The sequence below is a fragment of the Pedobacter sp. CAN_A7 genome (genome assembly GCF_015752175.1).
Classification (GTDB): Bacteria; Bacteroidota; Bacteroidia; order Sphingobacteriales; family Sphingobacteriaceae; genus Pedobacter.
Genome location: NZ_JADOUW010000002.1, coordinates 1,199,696 through 1,217,752, shown reverse-complemented (window position 1 = coordinate 1,217,752; position 18,057 = coordinate 1,199,696). Strand labels below are relative to the sequence as shown.

Sequence of the window (18,057 nt, the reverse complement as noted above, 5' to 3'; positions counted from 1 at the left end):
ATTAACCTCCAAATTGCTGGAGGTTAATGATAAAACTTAATTGTAGAAAATGTGTCGATTGACTGTTTTTACTATCGATGATGGAATTATCTGAAAGGCTCCGGATCAGGCTATTGCCTTCATTAAACAAATCATAAGCTTGTAACTTAAACATGGCTTGCTCCTTTCTTAGGAATGTCTTTTGGAGACTGATGTTCATTAGAAAAGGATTATTGGCATACAGCGAGTAACCTTCATTAATCCTTTTTGAAGCATCTAGCGTAATGGCGAGTGTAGGGTTTATATAAGCCCTGGCATTCAGGTTAAGCTCATACACCTGTATATCCCTTAAATTTGATAAAGCCAGGGAGTACCGATTGCTATTATAAGTATAATTTACATCTGAACTAATGGTAAACCCTTTCTGGTTGTACCTCAACATGATGGACTGCGAGAGGTTAAAACCCTTATTATTATTCAGCACATTATCTGCATAGGAGACATGGTTTGCAAAACCTACGCTGCCTCTGAATTCCAGGTTAACCTGGTTTTGCATAAATGGCCTTGACCAGGAGTACAAGGCATCGATCCCATATCCCCCATTTGCATTCTCAAATCTGGTTTCCTGCTTTAAACTGTTCAGCGTATCCTGAATTAACACAATATTGCTCACCACCTGATCCTGTATGTAATTTGAATTCAAACCAAGCATGAGTGCACGCCCATTATCAGGATTATTGTTTTGGTACGAAAAGCTGGCCCCGTGGGTGAAAGTAGATTTCAAATTAGGATTACCGATGACCACATTTTGCAAATTGCGGGTATTTGGCACCGGCTGTAATTGGGATAAATTCGGTGCATTGCTGTTACCATTGTAATTAAAACTAATGCTGCTGGCTGCAGAGAGCAACATGTTAAGACTAACCACAGGTGCAATGTTGAAGCCGGCATGATTGACACGACTTTGCGGAGATTCATTTTCAACCACCAATAAATTAGGCTGCGCCGTGATCCCCAGGCTATAACTGATATCTTCTGCACCATAACGGTAACTCAATCCAATAAGGTGCGAAAGGAACCTGGAAGTGTAATTGGTACTCAAGGAATCAACTAAACGACTATTAAAGAGGTTGTTGTTTACCCTGGTGGACAACTTATTATCATTTTCTTCCATTTGAAAATTGTAGTAAACATCCATGTTTCTGCTAACCGATGAATCACTGTCAACACCAACTGGTTCGCTAAAGCGAAAACTACCACCCAGATTTCTGGATTTATTACGGGTATCCACAATACGGTTTAGTAAAGAATCTCTTGGGATCTTATTCTGACTGGCATCATAATAACCGATGCTGCTGCTTAATGCCTCATCCATATGACTAATTCCATTTTTTGCGGTAACACCAATGGAAAAATTCCGACCAGGCTTTTTTAACCTGTAGGCCCAGGCTACATTCATATTAAATTCGGGTGAATATTGGGCAGATGCATTGTTATTACGCTGGTCTTGCCAAATTACACCTCTCTGAGTAGTATTACCTTGAAAATAGTTATCAGTGTTTAAAAATGAACCAACCACACCCGCCTGAAAATAACTCCTGTCCCCTATTGATTGTAAACCCCAGTTGAGGTTATGTTTATTGCTGTTCGCTGTTCGCTGACTACTATCTGTTGTTAAAATAGTACCCAGGTAGTTTATGGTTTCTATGTAATCGAGCTGGTTGATGTTATTATCCACATTATCGAAAGAATAGGCAAAGGTTCCGGTTACAGTATTGCTTAGCTTATCTCTATAATTAAACCCTGTATTAATATTCCTACTTACCCCGGCAGCATTATTTGTGCTCACCACATTCCCCTTAATACCAATCTGTTTTTTCTCGCGCCAGAGGTTTGCATTGGTCTGCAAACCATAACGTTCATTTGTTCCGCCATTAATAGCGCTGTTTCCAAAGTTCCCTTTGCTTCTGCCAGGTTTAGTAACCAGATTCAGCATTTTTTCCGAGCTTCCCGTTTTAACTCCTGTAAAATTAGCCTCATCGCCATAATCGTTTATCACTTGTACTTTAGCAACCATGTCTGCCGGCAACTGCGATATAAACTCTTTAACATTGTTTGTGAAGAAATCTTCACCATTAATGCGGAGTTTAGTCATGGGTTTACCCATAGCGCTTACTTTACCATCATTATCTATGGTTACACCAGGCAGCTGCTTCAGCAGATCTTCCACCCGGTCTGTTTCGGTCACTAAAAAAGCAGCAGCGTTATATTCTATGGTATCTATGGCAATCCGAATGGGATTGACATTAGCTTTGATCACCACCTCTTTCAAGGTATTGGCATCTGGATCCAGGAAAGGCTGAATGTTAAGGGTTCGTTGAACCGGACTAAATTTATACCTGCGTTGATACGACATAAAGCCCATGGCCGTAATACGTACAAACACTTCGGCGGTTCTGATGCCCGTAATGTTAAATTTACCGCGATAATCTGTGTTTCCAAATAAAGTATCCTGACCGGATACAATTTGGATACTGGCTTCGGGAATCGGACGATTCAGGGAATCTCTTACCGTACCATTCAATCTATTATTGCTTTGCCCAAATACAGAAACCACCGTAAGCAGGTTAACTACTGTAAAAAGAAGAAGAGAAATCCTATTCATCGGCAGCCAACAATTATGAATATAAAGGTACAATAGATTTATAATCCCGATGATTTTCTATCGCATCGTGTCCTTATGCGAACATAATAAAAAATCTCTGTAATAAGCGTCTATTCTTTAAACATCGTAGGCTTTGTCTTCCACAAAAACAAGGCCTTATATTGACTTTTCAGAAGAAGATTCTGGTTTAGCTAATTTTGGTTGCTCTGGCTTAGGTCCTCGTTTATAGATCACCAAACCGTTTAAAAAGTTGCGGAGAATCTGGTCGCCACAAGGCTTAAAGTTAGGATGGTCATCTGCACGAAAAAAAGATCCCAGCTCACTTTTGGTAATTTTGAAATTAACCAAGCCCATAATGTTTATAATATCATCGTTTGTTAACTGCAGCGCTACGCGCAATTTTTTGAAAATATCGTTATTGCTCATAATTTACAGTGCTACTTCTATCTTAACTTTTTTATTTTTAATCTTTTCATTGGCCAGGGCTGAAAGTACACGTCCAACCATTTTACGTTTTACCGCCACATAAGAGCTTTGGTCTTTCACCTCAATCAAGCCAACATCCTCTTTCTGCAGTCCGCCTTTCTTAAGCAATAAGCCAACCACATCAATTTTATTTACTTTATCTTTTTTACCCGCAGCAATGTAAAGGGTTTGCCATTGGCTGTCTTTTGGTAAATTGTATTTTCCTTTTAATTGCTCTACCTCCATATCATCGCTTAGAAATGGATATTTTTCTTCATCGGTAAGCATCAGGTAAGCGGTGCCTTTCGCATTCATTCTGGCAGTTCGACCGTTACGGTGCACAAATGCGTCAGCGGTATAAGGAAGCTGGTAATGGATAATACATTCAATTTCAGGAATGTCCAGTCCGCGGGAAGCCAGGTCTGTGGTGATCAGAATTTTTATGCTGCCATTTCTAAATTTTAGTAAAGCACGTTCACGTTCATCCTGTTCCATACCACCATGAAAGATATCGTGTGCTAGGTCTTTATCAATAAGTAAATCGCTAATCCGATCAACGGTTTCCCTATGATTACAGAAAATTAAAGTGGTTTTATCGCCAATTTTACATATCAGGTCAAACAAAGTAGACAGTTTATCTTCCGCCTGTGCTTTCACTTTCATTAGCTTCAAATCTGGAGCCGATTTAATGTCTTTTAAGAAATTAATCTCAACTGCATTTTTGACCCCTGTAAACCCAGGAATCGACTCCATGGCTGTAGCAGAGGTAAGAAAGCGCTGTTTTAGAGAAAGCAATTTTCGGATAATGAAGTCCATGTCTTCCTGGAAACCAAACTCTAGTGCCTTATCGAATTCGTCGAGTACTAAAGTAGTAATGACAGATTCATCAAAATTTTCATGTCTTAAGTGATAGGCTATCCGGCCGGGCGTACCAATTAGCAAGGCAGGTGGTTCTTCGAAATTATTACGTTCCGTTTTCACTGCATGCCCGCCGTAGCAGCAATTGGCTTTAAAGCCAGTACCCATTAATTTAAACACCTGCTCAATTTGCAGCGCCAGTTCCCGCGACGGTACAATAACTAAAGCCTGAACACCCTTAACTTTAGCATCCATACGTTGAAAAATAGGTAATAAAAAGGCAAGTGTTTTACCTGAACCCGTTGGGGCAAGCAACAACACATCGTTTCCTTTTTTAGCTGCAGCAACCGCAGCAACCTGCATCTCGTTTAAGGAAGCTATCTTTAAATTATCCAATATCTTTTCTACCGTCATGGCGCAAAGATAAGGTTATTCAGCTATTTAAATTCGGGAAATAAGGGTATTAAAAACGGAAGTACTTTTTCTTTAACCGTCTTACTGAACGGTTCAACGTATTTTCAAGGTGCATCAGCATCAAACCTCTGCCCTCCATCCAGGTAGAAACACGCATATTCACCTTTTTAACAGGCTCATACACCCGCTCATCTAAAACCTCTAAATATTTAGCATTTGACCTGCTTTGTTGCATCAGGTAAAATTCATTAATCAATTCTGTCTTCATGGGCATAAGTTTTGATAATAAATTAACGGTATATATACCTATATGTTATAAACACTATTAAAAACCGGTATAAACACCTTACCATACAACAAATCCACAATTATATTGTTCTTATTAAATAGATTTAAAACACTAAATGGAGAGACACACTTATCAAACAGGCATCATAGGAAACTGTGCTTTTCTTGCACATATTAATAAAAATACAAATGTAGATTGGCTTTGCTGGCCCAGATTCGATAGTTCTTTTGTTTTTGGAGGCTTACTCGACAGCGAAAAAGGTGGGGAGTTTTCTATTCGTCCTCATGGCGAATACAGCACCAAACAATATTACCTCGAGAATACCAACGTTTTATGTACAGAGGTAACCAATCCTGAGGGATGTTACCGCATTACCGACTTTGCACCTCGTTTTCGTCAATATGAACGGTATTACAAACCACTCATGTTTATACGTAAAATCGAAGTGATTAGTGGAAATCCGAGAATAAAAGTCAAATGCCGACCAGTGTATCACTATGGTGATACCCCATTAGTAGGAAGCCGCGGCAGTAATCATATCTTTTTTGAAGGTGGTGGCGAAAACATGCAGTTGAGCACCAACATTTCCTTAAGTTACCTGGAAGATGAGCGTTATTTTGCGCTTAATGAAACCAAATACCTGATAACCACTTTTGGCTACCGCCTGGAAGCACCGATTGAAAGTACTGCAGAGAAATTTCTAGAAAATACTATCAAATACTGGAGAACCTGGATCAAACACTCCACCATTGCGGGGTTTTATCAGGCCTTGGTTATCCGTTCCGCGCTGGTGCTTAAAATTCACCAATATGAAGATACGGGCGCCATCATTGCCGCCAGCACCACCAGTTTACCTGAATCACCAGGAAGCACCCGAAACTGGGATTATCGCTATTGCTGGATGCGCGACACCTATTATGTGATTACCGCGCTAAACCACATTGGTCATTTCGAAGAGATGGAGAAGTATTTCAATTACATCACTGACATCTCCTTCCGTAACGACACCCGTTACCAACCTTTATTTGGCATTGCCGGCGAACGGGTACTTACCGAACGAATTCTAGGTAACCTGGAAGGCTATATGGGCGAGCAACCGGTAAGGGTCGGAAATCAGGCTTATGAACATATTCAAAATGACATCTATGGTCAGGTACTTATTTCTATGCTGCCTTTATATAATGACAGGCGGTTTATTAACAATGAGCGTCAGGATTCCACCAAGTGGCTGGATTACCTGTTAAAGAAAATAGAGAATACCATCGATGAATTTGATGCCGGGATCTGGGAGTTTCGCAATATTGCTAATATGCATTGTTACACCAACCTTTTTCAATGGGCGGGCGCAAAAGCAGCTTTAAAAATGGCTAAAACCATTGGCAATGCGGCATATGAGGATCGCGCACAGAAGCTGATTGATAAAGCAGCTGCACACATTGAGGCTTGTTATGATCCGGAAAGGAAGGTATATAACCATGCCATTGGTAGTGAACATTTAGATGCCAGCACCTTACAACTCATCCTGATGAATTACCTGGATCCGAACTCGCAGCGTGCAAAAGACCATCTTATCGCTTTAGAAAATGAATTAAAGGCAGAGAACGGGTTATTTTACCGCTATAAACATAGTGACGACTTTGGGAAACCTAAAACTACTTTCCTCATCTGTGCTTTTTGGTATGTAGAGGCCTTAGCGTGTGTAGGCAGAATAGAGGATGCCATTCGAGAATTTAAATCATTAATAAAATATGGCAACCATTTAGAGTTGTTTAGTGAAGATGTTGATGAAAAAGACGGCAGTCAGTGGGGTAATTTCCCACAAGCATATAGCCATGTCGGCCTGATGAATGCGGCTCATCGCATTGCCATTAAATTAGACAGACCTATATTTTTATAACAGAAAAGGCCTCATCCGGAATATTCCAGATGAGGCCTTTCTAAATAATAATTGTTAAGCTAATTCTTGTAATAGCTGACGCACCTCTTCAGGATTTCTAAGGTAATATTTAGCAGCAGAAATATTGCTGCCCACCTTAATGGTGAAAGCTGTATCAGGCAAGGCCTTAAAAATATCTTCATCGGTATGGTCATCGCCCATGGCCAGGATAAAATCTACCTGTTGGTCGTGTAGCCAATTTTGAGCGGCCTTACCTTTGTTGACTTCAATATTCTTAATTTCAATCACCTTATTTCCAGGCATGATTTGCAGCCCCTTATCAGCTACGATCAAACGAAGGTGATTAATAATTTCATTTACCCGCAATTCGCCAAGGCCGGCTTCTACCCTGCGGTAGTGCCATACCATGGAATAACTTTTGTCCTCAATAAAAGATCCGGGCGTTCTGTCTGTATACCTATCCAGTACTTCCTTCACCTCTTGTTTCCATTGATCGGTAAGCAAGGGTAAACTTTTCCATTCCTCGCCTGAATTTTTTTGCCAGGCCCCATGCTCTGCAATCATGCCTACTTTTAAATGGCCAAACCACTGATCAAGCGTCTCGTACTTACGCCCGCTAATCAATACCACTTTATTTTTGGGATCAAGAATCAATTGGTTAAGCAGTTCATACAATTCCGGATCAGGAGAGGCTTTATCAATTACACTGTTAAAACCAACTAACGTTCCATCATAGTCAAGAAAAATATACCGTTCTGAAGTTTGTTGATAAGCGGCAAAGATTTGTTCTTTAATCTGTGGGGACAAGTATTTTGTTAATAATGACTGTTGTAATTCTTTCACTTCTTTTAGTTTAGATACAAAATTCTTCACCCAAAGGTGAATATTATATTTTTTCACCACGGATCGCATACTGCTCATTCTTGCAGTTTGTTCTTCAAGCGGCATTTCTAATGCGGTTACAATGGCGCGCATCACATCACCTATATTGTTAGGATTAACCAATAAGGCGTCATTCAACTCTTTTGATGCCCCGGCCATCTCACTTAAAATTAACACACCCGTATTAGCTGTTCTGGAGGCTATATATTCTTTACTCACCAGGTTCATTCCATCGCGCATGGGTGTAACCAAACAAACGTCGGCAGCAGAATAAAGTGCGGAAAGGAAATCAACGGAGAATGACCGATAAAAATAATGAATAGGCAACCAGTCCATCGTTCTGTAATGTGCATTGATGTTACCCACCATTTGATCAATATGGTCGCGCAGTTCCTTGTATTGTGGTACAGTGTCTCGGGAGGGTACTACCACCATACATAAAGATAATCTTCCAATATATTTAGGCATGGTTTGTAATAACAACTCATAGGCCTGTAAACGCTGGATAATTCCTTTACTGTAATCTAAACGGTCTATAGAAAGTATAATTTTTTCATTCTCGCGGTGTTCTTTAAAAGATTCAACATGTGCTTTAACCAGGGGCCGGTTACTCAGTGTTTCAAACTTCTGGTCGTCAATACCCATTGGAAAAGCTTCCACAACAATTTGCCGTTCCTTCCAGGTGATGACGTTGTTAGCTGATTTAGCGGAGGTGAGGCGGGTAGTGGTACTTAAAAAGTGTCTCACATCATCAAAAGTGTGGAAACCTATGAGGTCTGAGCCTATAATTCCATTCAGAAGTTCTTCACGCCAGGGAATTAGCCTGAAAATTTCATACGAAGGGAAGGGAATGTGCTGAAAAAAACCAATGGTTACGTGAGGTTCCACATCTCTGATCATTCCGGGTAACAGCAACAACTGGTAATCGTGCACCCATATGGTGTCACCTTCCTGAAGTTTGGTTGCTACTACTGATCGAAACTTATCATTTACACTTTTGTAGGATTCCCAATAATCTTGTTCAAAATGAGCATAGGTAACCAGGTAGTGAAACACCGGCCAAAGCACTTCATTGGAGAAGCCTTCATAATACAGGTTTATTTCATCCTGTGTTAAAAAAACCGGCACTAGATTTTGTAGCGCTAATTGTTTGGTCACTTCTTCCTGGCGCTCCACCGGAACCTCAATTCCAGGCCATCCTATCCAAATATTATCTCCTTTTTTGTAAACCGAACCCAATCCTGTGGCGAGTCCACCTTCACTAGGACTCAGGACATATTTTCCATTCTTTTCTGTAATTTTTACGGGTAATCGATTTGATACTATAATCGTCTTATTGTTCATCATATCTATTAATAAGAACTCTTAAAAAGCAATTTTGTTTTATATAGAAAAACTCGTGTCCCTCAAGTGACTGATAACTAATAAATAAACAATTTAATAATATTGCATTTCGAAATTTATACTTTAAATTTAATTAAACATTTTGGCGTTCCCTTAATTAAATTTAATTGACATGACCTGGAAAAGATTTAGCGGTGAAATCATTCACACGCCTATTATTCAAGAAATAGAAAAAGCCATTATCCAAGAAACGGAAAAAGGCTATCATCTTAAAGTGTGTATTGGAACTGATTCACAAGTAAAGGGCGCATTAACAGATTTCGCCACCGTTATTGTATTATTAAGAGAGCATCATGGAGGGTTTATGTATATCCATCAGGAAAAAACCACCCAGCGCATGAGCATTAAAGAGCGAATGCTCGTTGAAGTTCAGAAATCGATAGAAACAGCCTATTCCATCTGTGATTTATTAGACCTTTATGATGTTGATTTGGAAGTCCACGCCGACATCAATACCAATCCGATGTTTAAATCGAATAAGGCATTGAATGAAGCGATGGGGTATATTTTAAGCATGGGTTTTATATTCAAAGCCAAACCCGAAGCCTTTGCCAGTTCTACCTGTGCAGATAAAATGGTACATTAATTTTACTCAAAGGCATACACAGCGGCTAAAGAGTATTGCGAAGTTCTGTCTGTTGGAGATAAGTTAGATTTTAAAAACAAGTCTTCATCACGGTCGTCGAACCTAAATTCAGGAATGAAGGTAAGTCCGCCAGCTTTAAAATTACCCGATAAAGTAACAGACTTAATTCCTTCACCTTCAACCAAACCAACGGCCTTGGTTTTAAAGTATTCAGTCCTTAAACCCAGGGCGAATTTTTCAGAAAAGCCGTGCTGCAGGTATAAAGCAGCACCGCTATAGCCCCCATTGCCACCAGCCAGGTGATAATCAGCTGCATTGAATCCGACCTTCACTTTTTCCGAAATCTGGTAAGAGGTAGTTAAATCCAACAATGCACCATTAGCTACTGCACCCTGGTTTTTACCTGTCAGCACGTTAAAGTATGCCGACCAGCCTTCTACTGGGGTAATACCAAGTTGTGCCCCAAAATGCGATACGCCATTTAAATCCTTATATACATTCCAGTCATCAAACAAGCCCAGCATTAAACTTATGCCAGGGGTAAAAGCATAGGTGCCTTTAATACCCGCATTTTGAAAAGGCCCTGCAGAAAACAGGTAAGAAGTAGAATAGTTAAAGTTACCCGTTGGGGAGATCACCTCATAGCCAACAAAAGTACCCATAAACCCGGCGGTTAATGCCAGCTTTTCTGTAAATGCATAAGTAACATTCAAATTTTGAATAAAGAAGGAGTTATCGCCATTTGCAGGTGAATTATCCCCATTAATCAGACTCTGGTACTGACCTCTTGGTCCAAAGGAAACTTCCCCCACAAAAGAGGCTTTACCTGTTGTTTTTTTAATCCCAAAGTCAATCATACCTAATGATATCGAATTATGGTCGTTATCAAAGCTGGTGGTAATGTTTGGCTGTTTGTTAAAATCGTATTTATAATACGTGTCAACCGATCCATAAATCTGGAAAGCGGTATTGATGCTATCCTGTGCGCAGGCAAAAGTACTCAAGGCAAGTGCCGAAACTGTTAGTAGTGCAGTTAATTTCATATAGAGCGGGTTTAGGTTGGTTTAGGGTTGATTGTAATTTAACTTACTTTTAAGTTGGCTGGAATAGCATCAATATCTATTGTGGTGGTGGTTACGACCAGGGTTCCTTGTGAATATTTCTCATTATGTTGTGAGGCATCCAGACCTTCTTCCTCTTCTTCAGAGCTTACACGAATAGGCTGTATCAAATTGATCACTTTAAAAATGGCGAAAGACATGGTAAAGCTGAAGAGAATAACAATAGCTGCACCCTGTAATTGCGTAAAGAAAAACGCAGGATTACCATAGAACAAACCATCTACGCCTGCTGCATTAACCGTTTTTGTTGCAAAAACACCCGTTAATAACATACCTACAATACCACCTACGCCATGACAAGGAAAAACATCAAGGGTATCATCCAAGCTTGTTTTTGATTTCCATACCACAACAAGGTTCGAGATGACTGCTGCAATAGCACCGATAAAAATACTGGAAGGTATAGATACGAAGCCTGCCCCAGGTGTGATGGCTACCAAACCCACAACAGCACCAATACAAAAACCTAAAACTGATGGCTTTTTACCGCGTAACACGTCAAAAAACATCCATGACAAACCCGCAGCACCCGCAGCTATATTAGTGGTGGCAAAAGCTGACACCGCTAAACTGTTAGCGCCTAATGCTGAGCCACTATTAAATCCAAACCAGCCAAACCATAATAAACCTGTACCGATTAACACATAAGGTATATTGGCAGGTGGAATTTCCTGATGATCCTGGTGTACTTTTCTTCTTTTTAACACCAATGCTCCGGCTAAGGCAGCCATACCTGCAGAAATATGAACTACGGTACCACCAGCAAAGTCGAGCACACCCATTTTAAACAAGATGCCATCCGGATGCCAGGTCCAATGCGCTAATGGAGAGTACACAAATATGGCAAACAACACAATGAATAAAATGTAAGATGTAAAACGTATTCTTTCTGCAACCGCTCCAACCACTAAACCAGGGGTTATGATGGCAAACATCAATTGGAATAAAGCGAAAAGCGTAATGGGGATGGTGGGAGCTAAACTCCATGGGGCTCCTGAATTCACGTTTTGAAAAAATGCGAAAGTAGTAGGGTTTCCGATCAAACCGTTAACACTTTCACCAAAAGCAAGACTAAATCCAACTACCACCCATAACACGGTAATTACACCAGCAGCAACTACACTTTTAATCATTGTGGATAATACATTCTTCCGATGAACCATACCACCATAGAAAAAAGCAAGCCCCGGCGTCATCAAAAACACAAGGGCTGTTGCCACAAGTAAAAAAGCCACATCTGCTGCATTATAAGTGCCCAGATCAAAATTAGGTTTTAATGGAATAAATAGCGCAAATACTGCTACCAAGAGCAATATTACAAATGGCGCACTCTGTTTTAAGGATAATTTCATCATATTAGGTTTAATTTATAGAGGTTTCTGTTATTTTTAAAGATTAAAATAAATTTAAGGATAAAAAACACACATAAACAAATTTATTTTCAAACAAAAACCAAATTCATGGCGTTTATTGTCGAAATTAATTAAAATTAAAGACCTAAATCTCAAAATAAGCTTAAATAAAATACAATTAAGATGGTTTTTTTTATCATAATCAGTAAAAACACCTAATTATTAGGGGATATATATTTTATATACCTTTAAGAATGAAAGCATACCATTTAAAATTTAGCCAGAACATCCCCGTTTCTCTTCCTGAAGCATGGGACTTTTTCTCTTCGCCCTTGAATCTGGCAAAAATTACCCCAGCTGAAATGGCATTTACGGTAACCTCTGCATTAGCAGCAGATCAAAAAATGTATCCGGGAATGATTATCACATATAAAGTCTCTCCTATTTCAGGAGTAAAATTGAACTGGATGACAGAAATCACCCAGGTTGCTGAGCAGCAATATTTTATAGACGAACAACGCTTTGGCCCCTACCAGTTTTGGCATCACCAGCACCATTTTAAAGCCATTCATGGCGGCGTGCAAATGGATGACATTCTCACCTATGGCCTGCCCTTCGGAATTTTTGGTCAAGCGGCTAACAACCTGTTCGTCGCCAATAAGCTGCAGGAGATCTTCAGTTACAGAACCCAAAAGGTGAATGAATTATTTGGAAAAATGTAAAACGTTAAAGCGTGGAATAAGCAGAACCCTGAACTACGCCTCTGCGTTCAATCTCCTTATCAATATAGGTTTGAATGGCTGATTTATTTAATCCCCAATTCGGAGCAATTAATAAATCCCAATCAGAGATACCAAACAAACGTTGAATAACGATATCTGGACGCAACAAGGGGATCAGTTTACATAGCAGATCTGTGTATTCTTCTAGAGAAAATAGCTTAAAGGGTTCTTTTTTATACTTTGCCCCCATAATTGAACCTTCAACAATATGAAGGTGGTGAAATTTCACGAACTTTATTTGTGGGAAACGATTGATTTCATGAATATAACCTAACATCATATCCTCAGTTTCCCAGGGAAAACCAAATATGGTGTGAACACATAAGTCTAATTTAGAATTTTCAAGCAGTTTTACCGCTTCTACAAATTCACCATGGCTGCAGCCGCGGTTAATCTTCTCCAGGGTTTCATCATAAATAGACTCCATTCCCATTTCCAGATCTACGTCATAGCGGTCTGCATAACTTTCCAGCAGGGCTACTTTTTCGGCATCAATACAATCCGGGCGTGTGCCAACAGAAAAACCTACTACGTCTTCTGGGTTTACCGAAAGTGCTTCATCGTACATCATTTTCAAATAATGTACCGGTGCATAAGTATTTGTATTGGGTTGGAAATAAACAATAAATTTATCTGCTTTATAAAAGCTTTTGCCACGCACCATGCCTTGTTCCAGTTGTTCCTTAATATCAGGTAATTTTCTGGATAGCTCTGGGGTAAAAGAATCCACATTACAATAGGTACAACCACCATAACCTTTACTGCCGTCACGGTTAGGACAGGTAAAACCGCCATCAACGATAACTTTAAACACACGCTGACCAGCATACTTCTGCTTCAAGTGTGTGCCGTAATTATTATAACCTTTTATACCTAAATCTAATGGAGTTCCCAAATGCTATTTTTTTGGCAAAATTACGTAAAAATTCTAAGTTTAAGTCTATTGTTCAGCGCTTGACATGATTCAGACCTACAATATGACATTTGTTAAATTCTCCAATCATCGGCTTTTCACAGGAAAAATTGTATTTTCACCCATTAACCTTCACAGCAGCTTATAATGACCTTATAGGCTTTTAAACAATAACGCTAATGAAAAAATTAAATAGAAGAAACTTTATCGGCGCCACGGCGATGCTTTCTGTAGGCACCGTTGCCGCGTCGGCCATGCCCACCACCACCGCCACCACCATGAAAAAAAACTACCCGATTGTGCACCACGTGTTTTTTTGGATGAAGAACCCTGATTCCAAAACCGACCGCGATCAATTGATAGCTGGATTAAAAACACTATCAAAAATTAAAGAAATTAAAGGCCTGCATGTAGGTGTAGTTGCAGATACAGAAAAACGTGATGTGGTTGACCAAAGTTGGGGCGTATCAGAATTAATGTTTTTTGATGACCTTGTCGGTCAAAAAAGTTACCAAGACCATCCGATACACCAGGAGTTTATCAAAAATTGCAGTCACCTTTGGGATAAGGTCGTAGTTTATGACATTGTAGAAGCTTAAAAAAAAAGCGTGTAGAGATAAGCTCCACACGCTTTTTTTAATTACATCGTTTTTTCCCGTTCAGGAATCGCTTTTAGTACCTCCAGCAGGTATGACCAGAATTTCTCTACCGAAGAAATCTGCACCCTTTCATCAGGAGAATGTGCCCCACGAATGGTTGGTCCAAAGGAAATCATATCCATGCCTGGTAAGTGCCCTCCTAAAATACCGCATTCTAATCCGGCATGGCAAGCTTCCACTTTTGGCGCTTTTCCAAAACGATCGGTATACAAGGAAGCCATCAAACGTAGAATAGCCGAATCAGGATTCGGCTTCCAGCCCGGGTAATCACCACTAAGTGATACCTCGCAACCTATATTTTCAAAACCTGCACCTACTGCCTGGGCAACGTCGTCTTTCGTACTTTCCACGCTGCTGCGTTGTAAAGATTGGGTAACAAAACGCCCATCTTTAATCACCACCCTGGCCAGATTAGACGAAGCTTCCACCAGGCCTTCAATATCCGGACTCATCCGGTAAACGCCATTTGGTACCGCGTACAGTGCGTTCACAATGTTTACAAAATCAGCATCTGCCATCACCATCTCCGGTAATGGGCATTCGTTAATCAGAAACTGCAAACCAGGTTCCACGGTTTGGTTTTCTTCTTTTAATACCGCGGTGTAAATACCGAAAAAAGCTTGAAAAAGCAGTTTTTCCGCTTCCGGCACTACCACCACCGCGGTTGATTCCCTCGGTATGGCATTCCTTAAACTCCCACCATCAACACGGTGCAATTGTATCGCTATAGATTTCTTTGCCGCATGCAGTAAACGGTTCATTAATTTATTGGCATTGCCGCGCCCTTTGTGGATATCCATGCCTGAATGACCCCCCATTAAACCTTTAATATTGATTTCAAAAGCAATATGCCCCTCACTAACACCAACCTGCTCATAAGTATAGCTGGTATTGGTATCAATGCCGCCCGCACAACCAATGGTTAATTCATCATCTTCTTCGGTATCAAGATTTAACAGAATCTTTCCCTTAAAAGGGATAGGATCCAGCTCTTTAGCACCTGTCATACCCGTTTCTTCATCTATCGTAAAAAGTGCTTCTAAAGCAGGGTGTTCCACATCAGTAGCAGCCAGAAGCGCCATGATCGTTGCCACCCCTATGCCATTATCGGCACCTAAAGTTGTTCCTTTCGCTTTTACCCAATCGCCATCCACATACATGTTTATGCCCTGGGTATCGAAATCAAAATCTGTATCTCCGTTTTTTTGATGAACCATATCCAGGTGCGATTGCAACACGACCGTCTGGCGATTTTCCATCCCCGGCGTAGCCGGCTTTTTGATGACTACATTTCCAGCTGCATCCTGAAAAGTGTCGAGCCCCAGGGTTTCCCCAAAAGACCACATAAAATCAATTACTTGTTTCTCTTTTTTTGATGCGCGAGGTACAGCATTCAAACGTGCAAAGTTTTGCCACAAGGCACGAGGTGATAAGTCATTGACTTCCATTCTGGTATGTTTTTAGTCTTTTTATAAATATGAGTACAAAGTGAAAGTAAGCATTATTTATTTACCTTTGAAGCGCTTTTGGTTCCTCCCCTGTGCAAACAGAAAGGATTAAAAGGGAATCTGGTGTAAATCCAGAACTGTCCCGCAACTGTAAGCTCCATCAACTAAGGTATCATCTTTAGGTCACTGTTCCATAGAATGGGAAGGCCATACCAAAGGGAGTAAGTCAGAATACCTGCCATCGCATAATATAATTCATAGCTTTCGGGGATTGAAGCTGGAATGAAGATGCCGATGGTGTTTCCATTTTACCGTATTCCTATGCCTTAAGCTGTGCAAATGCGCAATTATGAAACAGCTTACGGTTACGGCCTTCCTTCTTTTTACCTGTGCCGCATCTTTTGCACAAAGAGATAGCACCAAACACTTAAAAGAAGTGCAGGTTATTGCTGTTCCAACCCCTCCTGTTCAAACCCTACTCCCCTCACAAACACTTAAAGCCAGGGATTTTAAACGCAATGGCGCTTACAATGTAGCTGATGCCATCAGAAATTTCTCTGGCGTTAACATCAAAGATTATGGCGGTATTGGTGGATTAAAAACCGTGTCCGTCCGCAGCCTCGGCGCCAACCATACCGGGGTACAGTTTGATGGCGTGCAGGTAACTGATGCACAAAACGGACAAATTGACCTCGGAAAGATCAACCTGGATAACGTGGCCTCCATTACCCTTTACAACGGACAAGCAGAAGATCTGTTGCAGCCAGCCAGGGCTTTCGCTTCAGCCAGCATGCTCGTCATCAAAAGCCTTGCCCCACAGTTCACCCCTGAAAAGAATTATCACCTGAACCTGGGTTTTAAAACAGGATCCTTTGGTTTAATACACCCATCTTTACGCTACCAGCAAAAAATAAGTAACAAATGGACCTTAAACTTCAGCAATTCCTGGCAAAAAGCGCATGGCCGTTACCGTTATCAGGTTGATGGCGATGGCTCCGATACACTTGCCATACGCAACAACGCCGATCTCGACGCCTTTCAAAGTGATGCAGCCGTGTATTGGAATGGTGCCGACAGTAACCGTTTCCAGTTTAGAATCAATTACGCCAATTCCAACCGGGGACTACCGGGTGCAGTAGTCTTTTACAATCCTTATTCCAACCAGCATTTATGGAACCGTGATCTTTTTCTACAAAGCAACTATACACACCAATGGAACAACGGCTTCCGCCTGTTGCTAAATGGCAAGGTTTCCAATAATTACGTACGTTACCTTGATCCCGATTACCTGAACATCGCCGGTATGCTCGAGCAGACTTTTAAACAGACCGAGCTTTATGAATCCATTGCCCTGTCGTACCAGGCTAGCAACAGCCTGGCATTTTCTCTGGCGAGTGACGTGGCCTATAATAAGCTGAACACCAACTTATATAATTATGCTTATCCCAGCAGGCTTACCTTTTTAACGACCATGGCGGCACAATTTAAGGTAGACAAGCTGCATATCCAGGCCAATTTGCTCAACACCACCATTAATGAGGTGGTCGAAGTTGGCAGCCCCGCACCATCAAAATCCATCTGGTCGCCTGCCATCTCTGCCAGTTACGAACCTTTTGAAGAGACTGGCTTACAGTTACGTGCCTTTTATAAAGATATTTTCCGTAACCCTACTTTTAACGACCTCTATTATACCCGCGCTGGAAAAAGAGATTTAAAACCCGAATACACCAAACAGTATAACCTGGGGATCACCTATAGCAAAAATTACACAAGCCCAATACAGTTCCTTACCCTAACTGCCGACGCTTATTATAACGAGGTGAACGATAAAATTATCGCCATTCCTAATAAGGATTTGTTCACCTGGACTATGATGAATCTGGGGAACGTAGACATCAGGGGGTTAGATTTATCCATGAAAACCGCGGTTTCACTAAGTAACGAATTCACCTTAAACCTGGCGGGAAATTACACCTATCAAAAAGCCATTGACGTTACCGATCCTGGTTCTACTTATTACCTCCACAACATTCCTTATACGCCAGAACACACATTGGCTATGAACCTAGGCCTGAGCAAAGGACCGCTAAGCCTGTATTACAACCACATCTATTCCTCCTCGCGTTATTACCTAAGCGAAAATCTTCCTGCGCACTATGTCAGTGGATTTAGTGTGAGCGATGCGTCGCTGAGTTACCAGATGACGGCAGCCAAGCTACCCATCCACCTGTCGCTCGAAGTCAACAACTTATTTAACCATAACTACGCCTTCATCAGGAGCTTCCCCATGCCAGGGCGCTCTTTCAGACTTTCTTTTCAAATCACTATTTAATATATATACAA

General features: G+C 40.8%; 14 protein-coding genes and 1 riboswitch. Of the genes, 5 read left to right on the top strand and 9 right to left on the bottom strand.

Annotated elements, in window-relative coordinates:
- Position 1: 1 nt before the first annotated feature.
- The 4 genes from IWX76_RS11385 to IWX76_RS11370 all read right to left on the bottom strand — a co-directional run bounded on the left by IWX76_RS11385 (position 2) and on the right by IWX76_RS11370 (position 4,649).
- Positions 2-2,644, bottom strand: coding sequence for an outer membrane beta-barrel protein (locus IWX76_RS11385; protein WP_196859999.1), 2,643 nt, complete (start codon positions 2,642-2,644; stop codon positions 2-4).
- A gap of 156 nt (positions 2,645-2,800) precedes the next feature.
- On the bottom strand, positions 2,801-3,070 hold the full coding sequence (locus tag IWX76_RS11380; protein ID WP_196859998.1) for a DUF1456 family protein: 270 nt from the start codon (positions 3,068-3,070) through the stop codon (positions 2,801-2,803).
- A gap of 3 nt (positions 3,071-3,073) precedes the next feature.
- Positions 3,074-4,381 carry a DEAD/DEAH box helicase gene (locus tag IWX76_RS11375; RefSeq protein WP_196859997.1) on the bottom strand — a complete coding sequence of 436 codons (1,308 nt, stop codon included), beginning with the start codon at positions 4,379-4,381 and terminating at the stop codon, positions 3,074-3,076.
- 49 nt (positions 4,382-4,430) lie between these two features.
- Positions 4,431-4,649: a hypothetical protein gene (locus IWX76_RS11370; protein WP_196859996.1), complete on the bottom strand. Its 219-nt coding sequence runs from the start codon at positions 4,647-4,649 to the stop codon at positions 4,431-4,433.
- Between the two features lie 136 nt (positions 4,650-4,785).
- Here IWX76_RS11370 and IWX76_RS11365 point away from each other — a divergent pair, with 136 nt between their 5' ends.
- Positions 4,786-6,567, top strand: a complete 1,782-nt coding sequence (locus tag IWX76_RS11365; protein WP_196859995.1) for a glycoside hydrolase family 15 protein — start codon at positions 4,786-4,788, stop codon at positions 6,565-6,567.
- A 54-nt stretch (positions 6,568-6,621) separates the two neighbouring features.
- Here the strand turns inward: IWX76_RS11365 and IWX76_RS11360 are convergent, their stop codons facing one another.
- Positions 6,622-8,796, bottom strand: a complete 2,175-nt coding sequence (locus IWX76_RS11360) for a bifunctional alpha,alpha-trehalose-phosphate synthase (UDP-forming)/trehalose-phosphatase (RefSeq protein ID WP_196859994.1) — start codon at positions 8,794-8,796, stop codon at positions 6,622-6,624.
- 169 nt (positions 8,797-8,965) lie between these two features.
- Between IWX76_RS11360 and IWX76_RS11355 the strand changes: the two genes are divergently transcribed.
- Positions 8,966-9,439 carry a ribonuclease H-like YkuK family protein gene (locus IWX76_RS11355; protein WP_196859993.1) on the top strand — a complete coding sequence of 158 codons (474 nt, stop codon included), beginning with the start codon at positions 8,966-8,968 and terminating at the stop codon, positions 9,437-9,439.
- Positions 9,440-9,441: 2 nt separating this feature from the next.
- Here the strand turns inward: IWX76_RS11355 and IWX76_RS11350 are convergent, their stop codons facing one another.
- Together IWX76_RS11350 and IWX76_RS11345 are read right to left on the bottom strand one after the other, a co-directional pair.
- Positions 9,442-10,482, bottom strand: coding sequence for an outer membrane beta-barrel protein (locus tag IWX76_RS11350; RefSeq protein WP_196859992.1), 1,041 nt, complete (start codon positions 10,480-10,482; stop codon positions 9,442-9,444).
- A 38-nt stretch (positions 10,483-10,520) separates the two neighbouring features.
- The gene (locus IWX76_RS11345) at positions 10,521-11,915 is read right to left on the bottom strand and encodes an ammonium transporter (RefSeq protein ID WP_196859991.1); all 1,395 of its coding nucleotides are present in this window, start codon (positions 11,913-11,915) and stop codon (positions 10,521-10,523) included.
- Between the two features lie 251 nt (positions 11,916-12,166).
- Here IWX76_RS11345 and IWX76_RS11340 point away from each other — a divergent pair, with 251 nt between their 5' ends.
- Complete coding sequence (locus IWX76_RS11340; protein ID WP_196859990.1) at positions 12,167-12,634, top strand: SRPBCC family protein; 468 nt, start codon at positions 12,167-12,169, stop codon at positions 12,632-12,634.
- A gap of 4 nt (positions 12,635-12,638) precedes the next feature.
- Here IWX76_RS11340 and IWX76_RS11335 read toward each other — a convergent pair whose 3' ends face one another.
- On the bottom strand, positions 12,639-13,589 hold the full coding sequence (locus IWX76_RS11335; RefSeq protein ID WP_196859989.1) for a TIGR01212 family radical SAM protein: 951 nt from the start codon (positions 13,587-13,589) through the stop codon (positions 12,639-12,641).
- Between the two features lie 197 nt (positions 13,590-13,786).
- On the opposite strand from IWX76_RS11335, the gene IWX76_RS11330 reads away from it, so the two are divergent.
- On the top strand, positions 13,787-14,206 hold the full coding sequence (locus IWX76_RS11330; RefSeq protein WP_196859988.1) for a Dabb family protein: 420 nt from the start codon (positions 13,787-13,789) through the stop codon (positions 14,204-14,206).
- Between the two features lie 41 nt (positions 14,207-14,247).
- Here the strand turns inward: IWX76_RS11330 and IWX76_RS11325 are convergent, their stop codons facing one another.
- Entirely contained in the window at positions 14,248-15,714 is a 1,467-nt protein-coding gene (locus IWX76_RS11325) for an aminoacyl-histidine dipeptidase (RefSeq protein WP_196859987.1), read from the bottom strand.
- 62 nt (positions 15,715-15,776) lie between these two features.
- Positions 15,777-15,971, top strand: a riboswitch (cobalamin riboswitch).
- Between the two features lie 92 nt (positions 15,972-16,063).
- On the opposite strand from IWX76_RS11325, the gene IWX76_RS11320 reads away from it, so the two are divergent.
- Positions 16,064-18,046, top strand: a complete 1,983-nt coding sequence (locus tag IWX76_RS11320) for a TonB-dependent receptor plug domain-containing protein (RefSeq protein WP_196859986.1) — start codon at positions 16,064-16,066, stop codon at positions 18,044-18,046.
- Positions 18,047-18,057 lie beyond the last annotated feature (11 nt).

Bases quoted from the DNA above. Each gene is read 5' to 3' on its own strand.
- IWX76_RS11385 (WP_196859999.1), bottom strand. From the start codon at position 2,644: ATGAATAGGATTTCTCTTCTTCTTTTTACAGTAGTTAACCTGCTTACG.
- IWX76_RS11365 (WP_196859995.1), top strand. From the start codon at position 4,786: ATGGAGAGACACACTTATCAAACAGGCATCATAGGAAACTGTGCTTTT.
- IWX76_RS11380 (WP_196859998.1), bottom strand. From the start codon at position 3,070: ATGAGCAATAACGATATTTTCAAAAAATTGCGCGTAGCGCTGCAGTTA.
- IWX76_RS11375 (WP_196859997.1), bottom strand. From the start codon at position 4,381: ATGACGGTAGAAAAGATATTGGATAATTTAAAGATAGCTTCCTTAAAC.
- IWX76_RS11320 (WP_196859986.1), top strand. From the start codon at position 16,064: ATGAAACAGCTTACGGTTACGGCCTTCCTTCTTTTTACCTGTGCCGCA.
- IWX76_RS11355 (WP_196859993.1), top strand. From the start codon at position 8,966: ATGACCTGGAAAAGATTTAGCGGTGAAATCATTCACACGCCTATTATT.
- IWX76_RS11325 (WP_196859987.1), bottom strand. From the start codon at position 15,714: ATGGAAGTCAATGACTTATCACCTCGTGCCTTGTGGCAAAACTTTGCA.
- IWX76_RS11350 (WP_196859992.1), bottom strand. From the start codon at position 10,482: ATGAAATTAACTGCACTACTAACAGTTTCGGCACTTGCCTTGAGTACT.
- IWX76_RS11330 (WP_196859988.1), top strand. From the start codon at position 13,787: ATGAAAAAATTAAATAGAAGAAACTTTATCGGCGCCACGGCGATGCTT.
- IWX76_RS11360 (WP_196859994.1), bottom strand. From the start codon at position 8,796: ATGATGAACAATAAGACGATTATAGTATCAAATCGATTACCCGTAAAA.
- IWX76_RS11370 (WP_196859996.1), bottom strand. From the start codon at position 4,649: ATGAAGACAGAATTGATTAATGAATTTTACCTGATGCAACAAAGCAGG.
- IWX76_RS11340 (WP_196859990.1), top strand. From the start codon at position 12,167: ATGAAAGCATACCATTTAAAATTTAGCCAGAACATCCCCGTTTCTCTT.
- IWX76_RS11345 (WP_196859991.1), bottom strand. From the start codon at position 11,915: ATGATGAAATTATCCTTAAAACAGAGTGCGCCATTTGTAATATTGCTC.